The sequence below is a fragment of the Leclercia sp. G3L genome (genome assembly GCF_021117075.1).
Taxonomy (GTDB): Bacteria; Pseudomonadota; Gammaproteobacteria; order Enterobacterales; family Enterobacteriaceae; genus Enterobacter; species Enterobacter adecarboxylatus_C.
In genome coordinates this window covers 1732764-1752589 of the sequence record NZ_CP088265.1, presented here as the reverse complement: position 1 = coordinate 1752589, position 19826 = coordinate 1732764, and the positions used below count along the sequence as shown (strand labels likewise).

Genomic DNA, 19826 nt, shown 5'->3' with positions numbered 1-19826 from the left:
ACCAGTACAATAGTACAAAGGAAATAAAAAAAGCCCCGATAACAATATCGGGGCTGTATATTGTACTTTACGACTGAAGCGTAAGGCTTACGCGTCACGACGACGGGCTGGAGCACCGCCATCTTCACGACGTGGGCCGCGGCTTTCGCGACGCTCACCGCTGAAACGACCTGCACCTGGTGCAGCGCCTTCACGACGAGGACCACGGCCGCCTTCACGACGCTCGCCGCCACCGAAACCACGGCCAGCAGGACGATCGCCCTCACGACGCGGACCACGGTCCGGACGCGGCTGAGCATCACCCAGCAGCTGCATGTTCATCGGCTTGTTCAGGATGCGGGTACGGGTAAAGTGCTGCAGAACCTCGCCCGGCATACCTTTTGGCAGCTCGATGGTGGAGTGGGTACCAAACAGCTTGATGTTACCGATGTAACGGCTGCTGATGTCGCCTTCGTTAGCGATCGCGCCAACGATGTGACGAACTTCAACACCGTCATCACGGCCCACTTCAATGCGGTACAGTTCCATTTCGCCAGCGTCACGACGTTCGCGACGTGGACGGTCTTCACCACCACGCTCTGGACGGTCGCCACGTGGGCCACGATCGTTGCGGTCATTACGGTCGCCACGACGTTCGAAACGATCGTCACGGTCACGGAATTCACGCTTAGGACGCATCGGTGCATCTGGTGGCACGATCAGGGAACGTTCACCCTGAGCCATCTTCAGCAGAGCGGCAGCCAGCGTTTCCATATCCAGCTCTTCGCCTTCAGCGGTTGGCTGGATCTGCGCCAGCAGCGCACGGTACTGATCCAGATCGCTGCTTTCCAGCTGCTGCTGTACTTTCGCGGCGAATTTTTCCAGGCGGCGTTTGCCCAGCAGATCTGCGTTAGGCAGGTCAGCTTCTGGAATGGTCAGCTTCATGGTGCGTTCGATGTTACGCAGCAGACGACGCTCGCGGTTCTCAACGAACAGCAGCGCACGGCCCGCACGACCTGCACGACCGGTACGGCCGATACGGTGAACGTAAGACTCGGAGTCCATCGGGATGTCATAGTTAACAACCAGGCTGATACGCTCAACGTCCAGACCACGTGCTGCCACGTCGGTTGCAATCAGGATATCCAGACGACCGTCTTTCAGACGCTCCAGAGTCTGCTCACGCAGGGCCTGGTTCATGTCGCCGTTCAGCGCGGCGCTGTTGTAGCCGCTACGCTCCAGGGCTTCAGCCACTTCCAGGGTCGCATTTTTGGTACGAACGAAGATGATCGCCGCGTCAAAATCTTCTGCTTCCAGGAAACGAACCAGCGCTTCATTTTTACGCATGCCGTATACAGACCAGTAGCTCTGGCTGATGTCCGGGCGAGTGGTTACGCTGGACTGGATACGCACTTCCTGCGGATCCTTCATGAAGCGACGGGTAATGCGACGGATCGCTTCCGGCATGGTTGCAGAGAACAGAGCGGTCTGATGACCTTCCGGGATCTGCGCCATAATGGTTTCTACGTCTTCGATGAAGCCCATGCGGAGCATTTCGTCAGCTTCATCCAGCACCAGACCGCTCAGTTTAGAGAGATCCAGCGTACCGCGTTTCAGGTGATCCAGCAGACGACCCGGCGTACCGACGACAATCTGTGGGCCCTGACGCAGGGCGCGTAACTGCACGTCATAACGCTGGCCGCCGTACAGGGCAACCACGTTTACGCCGCGCATATGTTTAGAGAATTCAGTCATCGCTTCCGCAACCTGAACAGCCAGTTCACGGGTCGGAGCGAGAACGAGGATCTGCGGTGCACGCAGGTCCGGATCGATGTTGTTCAGCAGCGGCAGCGAGAACGCTGCAGTTTTACCGCTACCAGTCTGGGCCATGCCCAGCACGTCACGACCAGAGAGCAGATGTGGGATACATTCTGCCTGGATCGGAGATGGTTTTTCGTAACCCAGATCGTTAAGGGATTCAAGGATAGGAGCCTTCAGGCCCAGATCTGCAAAAGTGGTTTCGAATTCAGCCATGTAGTACGAGTGCCTCAATGTCAATGGCGGCCAGTCTACATAACTCATCGTGAAAATTTTCGGTAATTTTCATTGAAAGTGTGAACCGGCTCAAAGTAGGTGTATTGACGAACAACAACGCCCTCACCCGTTAAGATGATGGCAATCAAAAAATGATTACGGGCTGATGTTTATGTCGTCAGCTATTGCTGGTCCGATTCTGCCAGGTCGTCATGCTCCTGGCCCAAGAGCGATAATTCCAACAATGCATAACGGTGCTCAACATAGTTGTGTACGTTGTTAGCAACCGCTAATTTGAACAGTGCCGTGGCGCTGTCCATATCCCCCAGACTTAGGTAGTACTTACCTAAATAGAAGTTGGTTTCACTGAGATGCTCAGCGAGCGAGGTGTTATCCGTTGCGTCTGCCTTGAGCCTTTCCATCAGCGTTGCTTCACTGATGTTGCTCAGGTAGAACTCGACAATATTCCATCCCCACTGTGCCTTGTCCGATTTTTCGAAGCGTTGGTTTAACGCGTCTTTGGCCTGCTTCGCATCGAGCTTCTGCTCAACAAGGTAAAGCCACAGGCTACGGAAAGGGTCGTTAGGATCGTCTTGATAAAACGCCAGCAGATCATCTTGCGCTAACTTGTCACGACCGCCGTAATACAGGGCGATCCCGCGATTCAAGTGCGCGTAGTTGTAAGTTGGATCAAGCTCAAGTACAGAATCAAACGCTTCATAGGCAGCATCAAAATTGCCTGCCTGCGTTAAATAAATGCCTAAGTAGTTGAATACTTCCGGCATATCCGGTCGGATCGCCAACGCTTGTGAAAAATCATTTCGCGCCAGTGCCCTCAGACCGAGACTATCATACAACACTCCGCGCTCATATAAAAGCTGTGCGCGTTCGTCATCGGTTAAAGCCCGACTGGCAAGAATTTGTTCCATGCGTGCCAGAATCACTTCCTGCTGCAAAGTCGGTTGCAGTGGCACTGCGAGGACTTCACTTTTACGCCAGGCAGAGTTGCTGCATCCTGCCAGCGTCAAAGCTGTCGCAACGAAACACCAGCGCAGAAAAGGCTTCATTTCCCACTCCCGAAGACAACTATTGGATGAACGTCCTGTCCCCCGGCGGCTCAACAAGGCGTCCTGCCTGATAACAAGCCCCCCGCTTGCGCGGAGGGCAAACAGCAACCTTACTCGCCCTGTTCTGCTGCCGGAGCTTCCGGTGCAGCGGCAGATGACTGCTCAGTCGCTTCTTTAATGCTCAGACGGATACGGCCCTGACGGTCAACTTCCAGAACTTTAACCGGAACTTCCTGACCCATCTGCAGGTAATCGGTCACTTTCTCAACGCGCTTGTCAGCGATCTGAGAGATGTGAACCAGACCTTCTTTACCGCCACCGATGGCAACGAATGCGCCAAAGTCAACGATACGGGTCACTTTACCGCTGTAGATACGGCCCACTTCGATCTCTGCGGTGATCTCTTCGATACGACGGATAGCAAATTTCGCTTTCTCGCCGTCGGTCGCTGCGATCTTCACAGTACCGTCATCTTCGATTTCGATGGTGGTGCCGGTCTCTTCGGTCAGAGCACGGATAACAGAACCGCCTTTACCGATAACGTCTTTGATCTTGTCCGGGCTGATCTTGATGGTGTGGATACGTGGTGCGAACTGAGAAATGTCGCCACGTGGCGCGTTAATCGCCTGTTCCATCACGCTCAGGATGTGCAGACGTGCACCTTTCGCCTGGTTCAGCGCAGCATGCATGATCTCTTTGGTGATGCCTTCAATTTTGATATCCATCTGCAGGGCAGAGATACCTTCGCGGGAACCCGCAACTTTGAAGTCCATATCACCCAGGTGATCTTCGTCGCCCAGGATGTCAGACAGAACAACGTAGTTGTCGCCTTCTTTCACCAGACCCATCGCGATACCCGCAACGGCAGCTTTCACCGGAACACCCGCGTCCATCAGTGCCAGAGAAGCACCACACACGGAAGCCATGGAAGAAGAACCGTTAGATTCGGTGATTTCAGAAACCACGCGAACGGTGTACGGGAATTTATCAGCATCTGGCATAACAGCCAGAACACCGCGCTTCGCCAGACGACCGTGACCAATTTCACGACGCTTCGGCGAACCTACCATACCGGTCTCACCAACGGAGTACGGAGGGAAGTTGTAGTGGAACAGGAAGCTGTCAGTGCGCTCGCCCATCAGTTCGTCGATGTTCTGTGCGTCACGGGCAGTACCCAGGGTCGCAGTAACCAGCGCCTGAGTTTCACCACGGGTGAACAGTGCGGAACCGTGAGTACGTGGCAGAACGCCAGTACGCACATCCAGACCACGGATCATGTCTTTTTCACGGCCATCGATACGCGGCTCGCCAGCCAGAACGCGGCTACGAACAACGTTTTTCTCGATAGCGTGCAGAATTTCGCTCAGCTCGTTCGCGTCCAGGGACTCATCTTCTGCAACCAGCGTAGCGATGGTTTCAGATTTGATGACGTCAACCTGAGCATAACGCTCTTGTTTGTCGGTGATGCGGTAAGCATCGCTCAGACGTGATTCAGCCTGGGCAGCAACGCGCGCGTTCAGCGCTTCGTTAACCGCTTCTGGCTGCCAGTCCCAACGTGGTTTACCGGCTTCTTTCACCAGATCGTTGATGTTCTGGATAACGATCTGCTGCTGCTCGTGGCCAAAGACCACCGCGCCCAGCATCTGGTCTTCGCTCAGCAGTTCTGCTTCGGATTCAACCATCAGTACCGCCGCTTCTGTACCCGCAACAACCAGGTCCAGCTTGCTCTCTTTCAGCTCGTCCTGAGTCGGGTTCAGAACGTACTGGTCGTTGATGTAACCCACGCGAGCAGAACCGATTGGACCGTTGAATGGAATACCAGACAGGGACAGGGCTGCAGATGCGCCGATCATCGCCACGATGTCCGGGTTAACCTGTGGGTTAACGGAAACAACGGTCGCGATAACCTGAACTTCGTTAACGAAGCCTTCCGGGAACAGCGGGCGAACCGGGCGGTCAATCAGACGCGCAATCAGGGTTTCGCCTTCGCTTGGACGGCCTTCACGACGGAAGAAGCCACCCGGGATTTTACCGGCAGCGTAGGTACGCTCCTGGTAGTTAACGGTCAGAGGGAAGAAGTCCTGACCTGGTTTTGCTTTTTTCTGGCCAACCACGGTTACGAATACCGCGGTGTCATCCATGCTTACCATAACGGCAGCAGTAGCCTGACGCGCCATCATGCCGGTTTCCAGCGTGACGGTGTGCTGACCGTACTGGAATTTACGAACGATCGGATTCAGCAAGATTCTGTCCTTTCTTAAATGAATGACAGCACACCAGAGGCGTGCTGACGTTTAACCGGACCTTCTTCGCATCCTCGCGACTAATGACAACCGACACCCCCATGGGTGAAGCCTCTCATTAGCCGCGCGAACCTCTGCAATGAAGATCATTTATAGCAACAATACATTAGTTTCCAGTGAATTGCTGCGGTCTGGTTGAAAAAAGGGGCCATAAGGCCCCCTTTTCTGAAACTCGCAAGACTTAGCGACGCAGGCCCAGACGCTCGATCAGCGCGGTGTAGCGTGCAACATCTTTACGTTTCAGGTAGTCGAGCAGTTTACGACGCTGAGAAACCATGCGCAGCAGACCACGACGGCTGTGGTGATCTTTTTTGTGCTCTGCAAAGTGACCCTGCAGGTGGTTAATCTGTGCAGTCAGCAGTGCAACCTGAACTTCGGTAGAACCGCTGTCGTTAGCATCACGACCAAACTCAGAAACGATTTTAGCTTTAGCTTCAACGCTTAGAGACATTTTAAAACTCCAAAGTATAAAGAATGAAAGGATGCCGATCTCTAATTCAGCTATCCCATGTATAACGCTTGCCAATTGTTAAACAATTCACCAGACGTTAAGCGGCAATATTCTACCCGCCTCCCCTGCTTATCGCAAGGTAAGGCGTCAGCTTATGCCGGATATTCGACCACCAGACGGCGCGGTGCAACACGACCTTCGTCGTCGATTTCACCCATGCCGATAAAGGTGTTGTCATCGCCTTCCGTAACGCGTACCAGCCCCTGATGAGGGACGTCAGTGGTGCGCACCGGATTACCATTTTTAAAGTAAACAGACGAGGTTAACGGCAAATTGACCACCGGATAGTCCGAAGCTGGACTGTCCATCGGCATCAGCAGTGGGTCCAGCAGATCGGCTGCATCGATACCCTGCTCCTGTGCCTGCTCAACCAGCGCCTGCAGCTGCTCCAGCGTCACCATCCGTTCCGCCGGGTACTTACTGACCGCCAGACGACGCAGATAGATCACGTGTGCGCCACAGCCCAGCTTCTCGCCCAGATCGTCAATGATAGTACGAATGTAAGTGCCTTTTGAGCAGTGAACTTCCAGCTCCAGCTCATCACCTTCGTGGCGAATGAACAGCAGCTCGTACACCGTAATCGGGCGGGCTTCACGCGGCACTTCAATACCCTGGCGCGCATACTCGTAGAGTTTTTTGCCCTGGTATTTCAGTGCGGAATACATCGACGGCACCTGCTCGGTGTCGCCGCGGAAACTCTCCAGTGCAGCTTCAAGCTGTTCAGCGCTGAACGTTACCGGACGCTCTTCTACGACCTGACCATCCGCATCGGAAGTATCCGTGCGCTGGCCCAACTTCGCGATAACCCGGTAGCGTTTGTCAGAATCCAGCAGATACTGGGAAAACTTCGTCGCTTCACCCAGGCAAACCGGCAGCATGCCGGTCGCCAGCGGATCCAGCGCACCGGTATGACCGGCACGGTTAGCATTGTAGAGACGTTTTACTTTTTGCAGCACGTCGTTACTGGAAGCACCCTGGTGCTTATCCAGCAGCAGCACGCCGTGCACGTCGCGACCGCGACGACGAGGACGACTCATCAGTCCTCCTTTTTATCGTCCGGGTTCACACGACGCTCATCATCCTGCTTGACCACGCTGGTGACCAGGTTGGACATGCGCATCCCTTCAACCAGTGAGTTGTCGTAGAAGAAGGTCAGTTCCGGCACGATACGCAGGCGCATGGCTTTGCCCAGCAGAGAGCGGATAAAACCGGAGGCATCCTGCAGGGCTTTGATGCCCAGCTTAACCGCGGCTTCATCCTGATCGTTCAGGAAGGTCACGAACACTTTGGCATAGGCCAGATCGCGGGACACTTCAACACCGGACACTGTCGTCATCATGCCCAGGCGTGGGTCTTTAATTTCGCGCTGCAGGATGATTGCGATCTCTTTTTGCATCTCCTGGGCAACGCGCTGTGGGCGACCAAATTCTTTCGCCATAATAAATTCTCCAGACAAAAAAGGGGCTCTTAGCCCCTTTTTATTAATTCTTGCCGGGTGGCGCGAGGCTATCCCGGCTTACATGTGGACTTATCCGCAGGGGATTAGTCGATGCTGCGTTGGATCTCGATGATCTCGAACACTTCGATCATATCGCCAACGCGAACGTCGTTGTAGTTCTTCACGCCGATACCACATTCCATGCCGTTACGGACTTCGTTAACGTCATCTTTGAAGCGGCGCAGGGATTCCAGCTCGCCTTCATAGATAACCACGTTGTCACGCAGGACGCGGATTGGGTTGTGACGCTTGATGTTACCTTCGGTAACCATACAGCCCGCGATCGCACCGAATTTCGGTGATTTGAACACATCACGTACTTCAGCCAGACCGATGATCTGCTGTTTCAGTTCCGGAGACAGCATGCCGCTCATCGCCGCTTTCACTTCGTCGATCAGGTGATAGATGACGGAGTAGTAACGCAGATCCAGGCTTTCCGATTCGATCACGCGACGCGCCGAAGCATCGGCACGGACGTTGAAGCCAACCAGAATTGCGTTGGACGCTGCAGCCAGGGTTGCGTCGGTTTCGGTGATACCACCTACGCCAGAACCGATGATCTTCACTTTCACTTCGTCGGTAGACAGTTTCAGTAAAGAGTCGGAGATCGCTTCCACAGAACCCTGCACGTCCGCCTTCAGAACGACGTTCACTTCGTGAACTTCGCCTTCGGTCATGTTGGCAAACATGTTCTCGAGTTTAGATTTCTGCTGGCGAGCCAGTTTGACTTCACGGAATTTGCCCTGACGGTACAGCGCAACTTCACGCGCTTTCTTCTCGTCACGGACAACGGTCACTTCATCACCGGCAGCCGGAACACCGGACAGGCCCAGGATTTCCACAGGAATGGACGGACCTGCTTCCAGAACTTCACGACCCAGTTCGTCGCGCATTGCACGAACACGGCCATATTCGAAGCCACACAGCACGATGTCGCCTTTGTTCAGGGTACCTTCACGTACCAGAACGGTAGCAACCGGGCCACGACCTTTGTCCAGGAAGGACTCGATCACCGCGCCGCTTGCCATACCATTGCGAACCGCTTTCAGCTCCAGAACTTCAGCCTGCAGCAGGATAGCGTTCAGCAGGTCATCAATACCGGTACCCACTTTTGCAGAAACCGGGATGAACTGAGACTCGCCGCCCCACTCTTCCGGCATAACGCCGTACTGGGACAGTTCGTTTTTAACGCGATCCATGTCCGCTTCTGGCTTATCGATTTTGTTCACTGCAACAACCAGAGGCACCTGCGCCGCTTTAGCGTGCTGGATAGCTTCGATTGTCTGCGGCATCACGCCATCGTCTGCTGCTACCACCAGAACAACGATATCCGTTGCCTGCGCACCACGAGCACGCATAGAGGTAAACGCGGCGTGGCCCGGGGTATCCAGGAAGGTGATCATCCCGTTGTCGGTTTCTACGTGGTAGGCACCGATGTGCTGGGTAATGCCGCCTGCTTCGCCGGAGGCCACTTTCGTGGAACGAATGTAGTCCAGCAGAGAGGTTTTACCGTGGTCAACGTGACCCATGATGGTCACAACCGGTGCACGCGGCTCAGCGGCTGCGCCAGTGTCACGGTCGCTCATTACCGCTTCTTCCAGCTCGTTTTCACGACGCAGGATAACTTTGTGGCCCATCTCTTCGGCAACCAGCTGTGCGGTTTCCTGGTCGATAACCTGGTTGATGGTCGCCATAGCGCCCAGCTTCATCATCGCTTTGATGACCTGAGAGCCTTTAACGGCCATCTTGTTAGCCAGATCGCCAACGGTGATGGTTTCGCCAATGATTACGTCACGGTTAACGGCCTGAGCTGGCTTCTGGAAGCCTTGCTGCAGCGCGGAACCTTTACGCTTGCCGCCTTTACCGCCGCGACCCGCTGCACGCGCTTCTTCGCGATCGGCTTTGGATTCAGCGTGCTTGTTGCCTTTCTTCTGAGGACGGGCAGTTTTCGATGCGGTGCGGGTACGGCCACGGCCACCTTCAACCTCACGGTCGTTTTCGTCTTCTGCCTGGCGCGCGTGCTGAGAAGTGGTTACGTGGTAATCACTGGTGTCTTCTGTCTGCTCAACAGGATTAACACCATTCTTCTCGTTTTCTTCTGCCATACGGCGCGCTTCTTCAGCAACACGACGTGCGTCTTCTTCCAGCTTACGGCGAGCTTCTTCTTCCGCTTTACGCTTCAGTTCAGCAGCTTCATTTTCACGACGGGCTTTTTCCGTCTGGGCTGTTTTGGTCATTTCGTCAGTCTGTTGATTGCTCACTTTGTCTTTTTCCGCCGCGTCACGCTTCGCTTTATCACTGGCATCGCGCTTCGCTTTTTCTGCGGCCTCACGTTCAGCTTTTAATTCTGCCTCACGCTTGGCAGTTGCTTCTGCCTCACGCTGAGCTTGTTCTTCCGCTTCACGCTGTGCCTGCTCTTCCGCGGCAAGGCGTTCTGCCTCTTGCGGATCACGTTTTACAAAGGTGCGCGTCTTGCGGACTTCGATTTGTACCGATTTGCTTTTTCCACCGGTACCTGGAACATTTAACGTACTGCGCGTTTTACGCTGTAACGTCAGTTTATCAGGCGCTGAACCGTGTTCACGGTTCAGGTGCGATAATAAGGTTTGTTTCTCTTGCGCGGTCACTGAGTCATCAGCGGACTTCGGGATCCCTGCATCAGCAAATTGCTGTACCAGGCGGTCCACGGAAGTCTGAATCTCAGCAGCCAGCGTTTTTACAGTTACATCAGTCATGCTGTTCCTTCCTGCTACAGTTTATTACGCTTCGTCGCCGAACCAGCAAATATTACGTGCGGCCATGATGAGCTCGCCGGCTTTCTCGTCGGTTAAACCTTCGATATCAGCCAGGTCATCAACGCCTTGTTCAGCGAGATCTTCCAGCGTACAAACACCACGGGCAGCCAGCTTGAACGCAATCGCACGATCAAGACCTTCCAGATTCAGCAGGTCATCAGCCGGCTTGTTATCACCAAGGCTTTCTTCCTGAGCCAGTGCCAGGGTGGTCAGTGCGTTTTTAGCGCGGTCACGCAGGGCTTCAACGGTTGCTTCATCCAGACCGTCAATTTCCAGCAGTTCTTTCATTGGCACATAGGCCAACTCTTCCAGCGTTGAGAAACCTTCTTCAACCAGAACGGTGGCGAAGTCTTCGTCAATGTCCAGGTACTTAGTGAAGGTATCAATGGCTGCATGGGCTTCTGCCTGATGCTTAGCCTGCAGGTCGTCAACGGTCATTACGTTGAGTTCCCAACCGCTCAGCTGTGAAGCCAGACGGACGTTCTGACCGTTACGGCCGATAGCCTGCGCCAGGTTACCTGCTTCAACGGCGATATCCATGGTGTGCTTGTCTTCGTCTACTACGATAGACGCTACATCAGCCGGTGCCATCGCGTTAATCACGAACTGCGCCGGGTTGTCGTCCCACAGAACGATATCAATACGCTCGCCGCCGAGTTCAGTCGAAACAGCCTGAACGCGCGCGCCACGCATACCGACACAAGCACCTACCGGATCGATACGCTTATCGTTGGTTTTTACCGCGATTTTCGCACGGGAACCCGGATCGCGGGCAGCGGCTTTAATCTCAATCACTTCTTCGCCAATTTCTGGCACTTCAATGCGGAACAGTTCGATCAGCATTTCAGGTTTAGAACGGGTCACGAACAGCTGTGCGCCACGTGCTTCTGGACGCACGGAGTACAGTACGCCACGAATGCGGTCACCCGGACGGAAGTTTTCGCGCGGCAGCATATCTTCACGCAGAATAACTGCTTCGGCGTTGCTACCCAGATCCAGGGAGATGTTGTCGCGGTTAACTTTTTTCACCACGCCGGTAATGATCTCGCCTTCGTGCTCGCGGAACTGGTCAACGACCATGGCGCGTTCAGCTTCACGTACTTTCTGAACGATAACCTGTTTAGCAGTCTGGGTGGTGATACGGTCGAAGGTTACGGATTCGATCTGATCTTCAACGTAATCGTCGAGGTTCAGGCTTTCGTCTTCGAAACGTGCCGCTTCCAGGGTAATCTCTTTCGTTGGCTGGGTGACTTCTTCAACGATAACCCAACGACGGAAGGTATCGAAGTCGCCGCTTTTGCGATCGATTTCAACGCGGACATCGATCTCTTGTTCGTATTTTTTCTTGGTTGCCGTAGCCAGTGCACTTTCCAGCGCTTCGAAAATCTTCTCGCGCGGCAGTGATTTTTCGTTGGAAACGGCTTCAACAACAGCCAAAATTTCTTTGTTCATCGCGGGCTTTTCACCTCATCCAGACTGTTAAAAGTGGGGAACCAGGTTCGCCTTCTGGATATTACTCAGCGCGAACACTTCATCTTTGCCTTCGACTGTTACTGTGATCATCTCACCATCAACGGCCTTAATAACGCCCTGCCATTTACGGCGGTTTTGTACAGCCATACGCAGAACGAGAGCCGCCTCTTCACCAATGTAGTGAGTGTAGTGTTCAGCAGTGAACAGCGGGCGATGCAGACCAGGCGAGGAAACTTCCAGGTTATAGGCGACGGTAATGGGATCTTCAACATCAAGAACCGCACTCACCTGGTGGCTAACATCAGCACAATCATCAACATTGATGCCATCTTCACTATCAATATAGATGCGCAGCGTGGATGTACGGCTGCGAATGAATTCGATGCCGACCAGTTCGTAGCCCAGTGCTTCGACTGGTGCTTTAATCATCTCTGTTAATTTTTGGTCTAATGTGGACAAGCCCACCCCCAAGACGTAAAAAAAGGGCATAAAGCCCAGTTATTCTGTAGTCAGATAACAAAAAACCCCGATAAATCGGGGCTTTAGATAACTGAACCCTATAGCCACAACAGTGGCCTGGAGCACTTTCAAAAAGAATTTTTTCAAATCCAGCTACGAAGGCGCTAAGTCTTCACAGTATATTTGAAAAAGGACTTTATAGGAAAGTGGTTGCGGGGGCCGGATTTGAACCGACGACCTTCGGGTTATGAGCCCGACGAGCTACCAGGCTGCTCCACCCCGCGCCTGAAACGTGGCAAATTCTACTCGCTGTGGGTAAAAAATGCAAATAATGCTGGGATTTGGTACCGAGGACGGGACGTAAAATCGGCGTACAGTATATTGATAGCGGACACCGCCTGTCAACCCTGTGAACCACAGCGATTCAGGCGGGAAATTTTTACAAAAAATACACGAATCACTTTCGGTACTTGCCAAAAGATGATTAAATGAAAACTCACTTATTCTGCATAAAAATGCATTTAGGGTGAAAGCGATCACTCATCAGTCAATCAAGCAGGGTTTTATTTTATGACGACGATTCTCAAGCATCTTCCGCAAGGACAACGTATTGGCATCGCTTTTTCAGGCGGCCTGGATACCAGCGCTGCACTGCTGTGGATGCGCCAGAAGGGAGCGGTTCCTTATGCATATACTGCGAACCTGGGTCAGCCGGATGAGGACGATTATGATGCGATCCCTCGTCGTGCCATGGAGTACGGTGCAGAGAACGCACGCCTGATTGACTGCCGTAAGCAGCTGGTTGCCGAAGGTATCGCTGCCATTCAGTGTGGCGCATTCCATAACACTACCGGCGGCCTGACCTATTTCAATACCACCCCGCTGGGCCGTGCCGTTACCGGCACCATGCTGGTTGCCGCGATGAAAGACGATGGCGTTAACATCTGGGGTGATGGCAGCACCTATAAAGGCAACGACATTGAGCGTTTCTACCGCTATGGCCTGCTGACTAACGCTGAACTGCAGATCTACAAGCCATGGCTGGATACTGACTTCATCGACGAACTCGGTGGCCGTCACGAAATGTCCGAATTTATGATCGCCTGTGGCTTTGACTACAAAATGTCAGTCGAGAAAGCTTACTCCACCGACTCCAACATGCTGGGTGCAACGCACGAAGCAAAAGACCTGGAATTCCTGAACTCCAGCGTGAAGATCGTTAACCCGATCATGGGCGTGAAGTTCTGGGACGAAAACGTCAAAATCCAGGCGGAAGAAGTGACCGTGCGTTTTGAACGCGGCCACCCGGTTGCCCTGAACGGCCAGACCTTCTCTGACGATGTGGAACTGATGCTGGAAGCAAACCGCATCGGCGGCCGTCATGGTCTGGGCATGAGCGATCAGATTGAAAACCGTATCATCGAAGCGAAAAGCCGTGGCATCTATGAAGCGCCGGGGATGGCGCTGCTGCACATCGCTTATGAGCGTCTGCTGACCGGTATTCATAACGAAGACACCATTGAGCAGTACCACTCTCATGGCCGTCAGTTGGGCAAACTGCTGTACCAGGGCCGCTGGTTCGATCCGCAGGCGCTGATGCTGCGTGATGCCCTGCAGCGTTGGGTGGCAAGCGCGATTACTGGTGAAGTGACCCTGGAACTGCGTCGCGGTAACGACTACTCGATTCTGAATACCGTGTCTGACAACCTGACCTATCAGGCAGAGCGTCTGACCATGGAAAAAGGCGAGTCCGTCTTCTCCCCGGACGATCGTATCGGTCAGCTGACCATGCGCAACCTGGATATCACCGATACTCGCGCCAAGCTGTTCACCTATACCGAGAACGGTCTGCTCTCCGTATCAACAGGTAATGGTCTGCCGCAGGTCGAGAATCTGGAAAACAGCGATAAGCAGTAATCGCGAACAAAAAATGCAAAAGGCGCCTGAGGGCGCCTTTTTTGTTGTTGTGTTTTCCCGGGCCCGGCAAGCATCGTACCGCCGGGCAAAATCACAAACTACAGACGAAAAAAAAGACGTCTTGCGACGTCTTTTCTTCGGAATATTGGTACTGAGGATGGGACTCGAACCCACAAGCCCGTTAGGGCACTACCACCTCAAGGTAGCGTGTCTACCAATTCCACCACCTCAGCACTGTTACTTCTATTACTGTGGGATATCGCTGGTCGGCTTAGCCGGTGCAGCTGGCTGAGTCTGCTCGGATTTCGCCGGTGCGCTCAGATTTTCCCACTCGCTTCCTTTACTGGTCTTGTTGCTGTTGATATTGCCAAGCGCCAGACTGATGATGAAAAACAGCGTTGCCAGAATCGCCGTTGCGCGAGTCATGAAGTTACCAGAACCACTTGAACCGAACAGCGTACCAGAAGCGCCTGCTCCAAAAGAGGCCCCCATATCAGCGCCTTTACCTTGCTGCAGCATAATCAACGCTACCAGAGCGATGGCTACAATAAGGAAAACTACCAAAAGAGCTTCGTACATAATCAACCTGTTCCTTGCGGATTTGCCGCATACCAATGCTTCAACCAATAAGCAGGAGTTTTGCTTTCCCACTGAAGCGGGTGTGAATACTAACCAAAGCGAATGACCTTCGCAAGGGCAATTTCAGCTCATTGTATCAAGTGCGGAAAAAAACAGCAAAACCGCAGCCACTGAGCAAAACAAAGGCGGCAAGCGCCGCCTTTTTAGACACTTAACGAGAATTATGCTGCTTTTACGGCATCGGCGATGCGATGCGCAAATTCAGTCACCTGCGCTTCGTCCTCCCCTTCCACCATCACGCGGATCAGCGGCTCGGTGCCAGACTTACGCAGCAGGACGCGGCCACGGGAGCCCAGGGCCGCTTCGACCTCAGCCATCACCGCTTTAACATTGTCGTTTTCCAGCGGATCGCCTTTACCGGCCGTGAAGCGGACGTTAACCAGGATCTGCGGGAACATTTTCATCCCGCTGCACAGATCGTGCAGGGACATATGGTTACGTACCATGGCCGCGACCACCTGCAGACTTGCCACAATGCCGTCACCGGTGGTGGTTTTGTCGAGCAGGATCACGTGACCGGAGTTTTCCGCACCGATGCGCCAGCCTTTCTCCTGCAGTTTTTCCAGCACGTAGCGATCGCCCACTTTCGCGCGCACAAACGGAATACCGAGTTGTTTGAGCGCCAGCTCCAGGCCCATGTTGCTCATCAACGTCCCGACGGCACCGCCGCGCAGCTGCCCCTGGCGCAGGCCTTCACGGGCAATGATATAGAGGATCTGATCCCCGTCGACCTTATTACCTTCGTGGTCAACCATGATCACACGGTCGCCGTCGCCGTCATAGGCGATGCCCAGATCGGCCTTCTCTGCCAGGACGCGCGCCTGCAGTGCGCGAACATCCGTAGCCCCCACTTCAGCGTTAATGTTCAGCCCGTTAGGTTCACAACCAATGGCCACAACCTGCGCACCCAGTTCGCGGAACACGTTTGGCGCGATGTGGTAGGTTGCACCGTTCGCGCAGTCGACCACAATTTTCAGATGGCTGAGGCTCAGCTCGTTCGGGAAAGTGCCTTTACAGAATTCAATGTAGCGGCCCGCAGCATCGACGATACGGCTGGCTTTACCCAGTTCAGCGGAGTCAACGCAGGTCAGCTCTTTTTCCATTTCCGCTTCGATGGCCTCTTCGACATCATCCGGCAGTTTGGTGCCGTCGATTGAGAAGAATTTGATGCCGTTATCGTAGAACGGGTTATGAGATGCAGAGATTACAATTCCCGCTTCTGCGCGGAAGGCACGGGTGAGATAGGCTACGGCTGGCGTCGGCATTGGACCGGTAAAGGAGGCTGAGAGCCCCGCCGCGGAAAGACCCGCTTCCAGCGCCGATTCGAGCATATAGCCAGAGATACGCGTATCTTTGCCGATAATGATTTTGCGCGAGCCGTGGCTTGCCAGCACTTTGCCAGCCGCCCAGCCTAACTTCAGCACAAACTCAGGTGTGATTGGCGCATCGCCCACGCGTCCACGAATGCCGTCGGTACCAAAAAATTTACGATTACTCATAGCGGTTGTTTTCCTTAGCTGCCAGTGTGGCTTCCACCACTCGCATGGCTTCTGCTGTCTCTTTTACGTCATGGACGCGAATTATATGCGCTCCCTGCATCGCTGCAATGACCGCGCAGGCCAGACTCCCGTTCAGGCGGTCTGAAGGCCCAACGTTAAGCAACTGACCTACCATTGATTTTCGTGACATCCCGACCAATAGCGGCAGGCCAAAATGGTGAAACTCAGATAAGCGCGCAAGAAGCTCGAAGTTATGAGAGAGATTTTTACCGAAACCGAATCCCGGGTCGAGCAGCAATTTCTCTTTTGAGATGCCGGCACGCTCACAACGCGCAATATGTTCAACAAAATAGCGGTTCACATCAGCAAACACGTCGTCATATTTCGGCGCATCCTGCATGGTTTTCGGCTGGCCCTGCATATGCATCAGACAAACCGGCAACCCAGTCTCTGCGGCGGCCTCAAGTGCCCCCGGCTCGGTAAGGGAGCGGATATCATTAATAATGTGAGCGCCCACTCTCGCTGATTCGCGAATGACCTCAGGTTTAGAGGTATCCACCGAGATCCAGACCTCAAAACGCTGCGCAAGGGCTTCGACCACCGGGATCACCCTGGACAACTCTTCGTCCACGCTGACATCAGCCGCGCCCGGTCGCGTCGACTCCCCGCCAACATCGATGATGGTCGCCCCGGCGTTGATCATCAGATTCGCATGTCTGACCGCCTCAATCAGCGTGTTATGCGTACCGCCATCGGAGAAAGAGTCTGGCGTGACGTTCAGGATCCCCATCACATGCGGATGAGTCAGATCGAGATAAGAATCCTGGGCGAAGAGTTTCATGGCAAATCCCTGAGTTTTTGGTTAAGCAGACAAGAAAAACCCCGGGGCAAGCCCCAGGGTTTCAGGTAAAGAGAACATCATCTACAGCGGTGACTTATTTGTCGCCCAACTGTTCTGACATGGTGTTGCCCGGGTTTGGCGTACGCGGTTCATCGACCGGACGCGGCGCACGTGGCGTGCCATTGTTGTCAGAGTTGTTGGACGTACCTGGATCTTCCCAACCCGCTGGCGGACGCACATCGCGGCGTGCCATCAGGTCGTCGATCTGCGGTGCATCGATAGTCTCATATTTCATGAGCGCATCTTTCATCGCGTGCAGGATATCCATATTGTCATTCAGGATCTGACGCGCGCGACCGTAGTTACGTTCAACGAGCGACTTCACTTCCTGGTCGATGATACGCGCTGTCTCATCGGACATATGCTTCGCTTTCGCCACGCTGCGGCCGAGGAAGACTTCGCCCTCTTCTTCCGCATACAGCAGCGGACCGAGTTTGTCGGAGAAGCCCCACTGGGTCACCATGTTACGCGCCAGGTTGGTCGCGACTTTAATGTCGTTGGACGCACCGGTCGAAACATGTTCCACACCGTAGATAATCTCTTCTGCCAGGCGACCACCGTAGAGGGTTGAAATCTGACTTTCCAGTTTCTGACGGCTGGCGCTGATGGCATCGCCTTCCGGCAGGAAGAACGTTACGCCCAGCGCACGACCACGCGGAATAATCGTCACTTTATGCACCGGATCGTGTTCCGGCACCAGACGACCGATAATCGCATGACCTGCTTCGTGGTAAGCCGTGGACTCTTTCTGCGCTTCCGTCATCACCATGGAGCGACGTTCCGCACCCATCATGATTTTGTCTTTCGCTTTCTCGAACTCCACCATCGAGACCACACGCTTATTGCCGCGAGCAGCAAACAGTGCAGCTTCGTTCACCAGGTTAGCCAGATCGGCACCGGAGAAGCCCGGGGTACCGCGCGCAATAATTGCCGCATCGATGTCCGGAGACAGCGGTACGCGACGCATGTGCACTTTCAGGATCTGCTCACGACCACGAACGTCTGGCAGACCGACCACAACCTGACGGTCAAAACGGCCTGGACGCAGCAGCGCAGGGTCAAGAACGTCCGGACGGTTAGTTGCCGCGATAACGATAATGCCTTCGTTACCTTCGAAGCCATCCATCTCAACCAGCATCTGGTTCAGCGTCTGCTCACGTTCATCGTGACCACCGCCCAGGCCTGCGCCACGCTGGCGGCCTACGGCGTCGATTTCATCGATAAAGATGATGCACGGTGCCGCTTTCTTGGCCTGTTCGAACATATCTCGCACACGGGATGCACCGACACCAACGAACATTTCCACGAAGTCAGAACCGGAAATGGTAAAGAACGGTACCTTCGCTTCACCGGCGATAGCTTTCGCCAGCAGGGTTTTACCGGTACCAGGAGGACCTACCATCAGAACGCCTTTCGGGATCTTACCGCCCAGTTTCTGGAAACGGCTCGGCTCACGCAGGTATTCAACCAGTTCACCCACCTCTTCTTTTGCTTCATCGCAGCCTGCGACGTCAGCAAAAGTGGTTTTGATCTGGTCTTCCGTCAACATACGCGCCTTGCTCTTACCGAACGACATGGCACCTTTGCCACCGCCGCCCTGCATTTGACGCATAAAGAAGATCCAGACGCCGATAAGCAGCAGCATCGGGAACCAGGAAATGAAGATAGAAGCCAGCAGGCTTGGCTCTTCCGGCGGCTCACCTACCACCTTGACGTTTTTAGTCAGAAGGTTATCAAGCAGCTTAGGATCGTTCACCGGAATGTAAGTCGTGTAACGGTTACTATCTTTCTTGGTAACGTTGATCTCACGTCCGTTGATACGCGCTTCGCGAACCTGATCCTGGTTGACCTCTTGCAGGAAGGTAGAGTAGTCCACCTTACGGCCATTAGACTCGCTGGGCCCAAAGCTCTGGAATACTGACATCAGCACAACGGCAATGACCAGCCAGAGTATTAGGTTTTTCGCCATGTCACTCAAGGGATTAACCTCTTATTACAACTGTGTTAAAAACAGCGTCAGGATACTCTGTATCCGATTTATTTCAAACTTTCGCCTGAAATCCACCGGCTATCATTTTCGCCCGGTCGCTACAATATACACTTCACGTGAACGCGCACGTGAAGAGTCCGGCTTACGAACTTTGACCTTCGTAAACAGGGAGCGAATTTCCTTCAGATACTCCTCGAAACCTTCGCCCTGGAACACCTTCACTAAAAAACTACCACCCGGCGCTAATACATCACGACTCATTTCTAACGCCAGTTCTACCAGATACATGGAGCGAGGGATATCCACCGCCGGTGTTCCGCACATATTTGGCGCCATATCGGACATGACAACCTGAACTTTACTGTCACCTACCCGTTCAAGTAACGCTTTCAGTACTAATTCATCACGAAAATCGCCCTGAAGGAAGTCCACACCAACGATGGGATCCATAGGCAAAAGATCGCAGGCGATGATTCGGCCGGTTCCGCCGATTTGTGTCACCGCATATTGCGACCATCCGCCGGGCGCTGCACCGAGGTCGACAACCGTCATCCCCGGCTTAAAGAGTTTGTCACTTTGCTGTATTTCATCAAGTTTAAACCAGGCACGGGAACGTAACCCCTTTTTCTGTGCCTGTAGAACATATTTATCGCTAAAGTGTTCCTGGAGCCAGCGGCTCGAGCTTGCAGAACGCTTTTTACCTGTCATTTAACTTTCCGTCCTGGTTCATCGTAGCCTGTGGTGTAAATTTCCACTCAGCA

At 53.8% G+C, this 19826-nt stretch carries 16 protein-coding genes and 2 tRNA genes; 1 reads left to right on the top strand and 17 read right to left on the bottom strand.

Annotated features, from left to right (window positions below):
• Positions 1 to 87: 87 nt before the first annotated feature.
• The 11 genes from LRS40_RS09815 to LRS40_RS09770 form a co-directional block, all read right to left on the bottom strand.
• A complete protein-coding gene (locus tag LRS40_RS09815; RefSeq protein WP_142487231.1) occupies positions 88 to 2013 on the bottom strand; it encodes a DEAD/DEAH family ATP-dependent RNA helicase in 1926 nt (641 codons plus the stop codon).
• Complete coding sequence (gene yrbN, locus LRS40_RS24770) at positions 2006 to 2086, bottom strand: protein YrbN (protein ID WP_138370335.1); 81 nt, start codon at positions 2084 to 2086, stop codon at positions 2006 to 2008. Before yrbN ends, LRS40_RS09815 begins: the two co-directional genes overlap by 8 nt.
• 109 nt (positions 2087 to 2195) lie before the next feature.
• Positions 2196 to 3080: a lipoprotein NlpI gene (gene nlpI, locus LRS40_RS09810; protein ID WP_231313606.1), complete on the bottom strand. Its 885-nt coding sequence runs from the start codon at positions 3078 to 3080 to the stop codon at positions 2196 to 2198.
• A gap of 110 nt (positions 3081 to 3190) precedes the next feature.
• Positions 3191 to 5323: a polyribonucleotide nucleotidyltransferase gene (pnp, locus tag LRS40_RS09805; RefSeq protein ID WP_142487233.1), complete on the bottom strand. Its 2133-nt coding sequence runs from the start codon at positions 5321 to 5323 to the stop codon at positions 3191 to 3193.
• 241 nt (positions 5324 to 5564) lie between these two features.
• Complete coding sequence (gene rpsO / locus LRS40_RS09800; RefSeq protein WP_032614416.1) at positions 5565 to 5834, bottom strand: 30S ribosomal protein S15; 270 nt, start codon at positions 5832 to 5834, stop codon at positions 5565 to 5567.
• A gap of 152 nt (positions 5835 to 5986) precedes the next feature.
• Complete coding sequence (gene truB / locus LRS40_RS09795; protein ID WP_231313605.1) at positions 5987 to 6931, bottom strand: tRNA pseudouridine(55) synthase TruB; 945 nt, start codon at positions 6929 to 6931, stop codon at positions 5987 to 5989.
• Positions 6931 to 7332, bottom strand: a complete 402-nt coding sequence (gene rbfA, locus LRS40_RS09790; protein ID WP_039031654.1) for a 30S ribosome-binding factor RbfA — start codon at positions 7330 to 7332, stop codon at positions 6931 to 6933. The genes truB and rbfA overlap by 1 nt, the downstream gene beginning before the upstream one ends.
• A 104-nt stretch (positions 7333 to 7436) precedes the next feature.
• Positions 7437 to 10127 (bottom strand): translation initiation factor IF-2, encoded by a 2691-nt coding sequence (gene infB, locus LRS40_RS09785; protein WP_142487235.1) that lies wholly within the window; start codon positions 10125 to 10127, stop codon positions 7437 to 7439.
• A 24-nt stretch (positions 10128 to 10151) separates the two neighbouring features.
• Positions 10152 to 11639: a transcription termination factor NusA gene (gene nusA / locus LRS40_RS09780; RefSeq protein ID WP_142487236.1), complete on the bottom strand. Its 1488-nt coding sequence runs from the start codon at positions 11637 to 11639 to the stop codon at positions 10152 to 10154.
• A gap of 27 nt (positions 11640 to 11666) precedes the next feature.
• On the bottom strand, positions 11667 to 12119 hold the full coding sequence (gene rimP, locus LRS40_RS09775) for a ribosome maturation factor RimP (protein ID WP_142487237.1): 453 nt from the start codon (positions 12117 to 12119) through the stop codon (positions 11667 to 11669).
• Positions 12120 to 12326: 207 nt separating this feature from the next.
• Positions 12327 to 12403: transfer RNA gene (locus LRS40_RS09770), tRNA-Met, on the bottom strand.
• Positions 12404 to 12689: 286 nt separating this feature from the next.
• Between LRS40_RS09770 and argG the strand changes: the two genes are divergently transcribed.
• The gene (gene argG, locus LRS40_RS09765) at positions 12690 to 14036 is read left to right on the top strand and encodes an argininosuccinate synthase (protein ID WP_142487238.1); all 1347 of its coding nucleotides are present in this window, start codon (positions 12690 to 12692) and stop codon (positions 14034 to 14036) included.
• 146 nt (positions 14037 to 14182) lie between these two features.
• Here the strand turns inward: argG and LRS40_RS09760 are convergent.
• From LRS40_RS09760 to rlmE, 6 genes are all read right to left on the bottom strand, one after another.
• Positions 14183 to 14269: transfer RNA gene (locus LRS40_RS09760), tRNA-Leu, on the bottom strand.
• Positions 14270 to 14282: 13 nt separating this feature from the next.
• Positions 14283 to 14615, bottom strand: coding sequence for a preprotein translocase subunit SecG (secG, locus tag LRS40_RS09755; protein WP_032614427.1), 333 nt, complete (start codon positions 14613 to 14615; stop codon positions 14283 to 14285).
• 221 nt (positions 14616 to 14836) lie between these two features.
• The gene (gene glmM, locus LRS40_RS09750; RefSeq protein ID WP_156264718.1) at positions 14837 to 16174 is read right to left on the bottom strand and encodes a phosphoglucosamine mutase; all 1338 of its coding nucleotides are present in this window, start codon (positions 16172 to 16174) and stop codon (positions 14837 to 14839) included.
• Positions 16167 to 17015, bottom strand: a complete 849-nt coding sequence (gene folP / locus LRS40_RS09745) for a dihydropteroate synthase (RefSeq protein ID WP_142487240.1) — start codon at positions 17013 to 17015, stop codon at positions 16167 to 16169. The genes glmM and folP overlap by 8 nt, the downstream gene beginning before the upstream one ends.
• Before the next feature lie 94 nt (positions 17016 to 17109).
• Positions 17110 to 19044 (bottom strand): ATP-dependent zinc metalloprotease FtsH, encoded by a 1935-nt coding sequence (gene ftsH, locus LRS40_RS09740; RefSeq protein ID WP_142487241.1) that lies wholly within the window; start codon positions 19042 to 19044, stop codon positions 17110 to 17112.
• A 102-nt stretch (positions 19045 to 19146) separates the two neighbouring features.
• Complete coding sequence (gene rlmE, locus LRS40_RS09735; protein WP_032614435.1) at positions 19147 to 19773, bottom strand: 23S rRNA (uridine(2552)-2'-O)-methyltransferase RlmE; 627 nt, start codon at positions 19771 to 19773, stop codon at positions 19147 to 19149.
• Positions 19774 to 19826 lie beyond the last annotated feature (53 nt).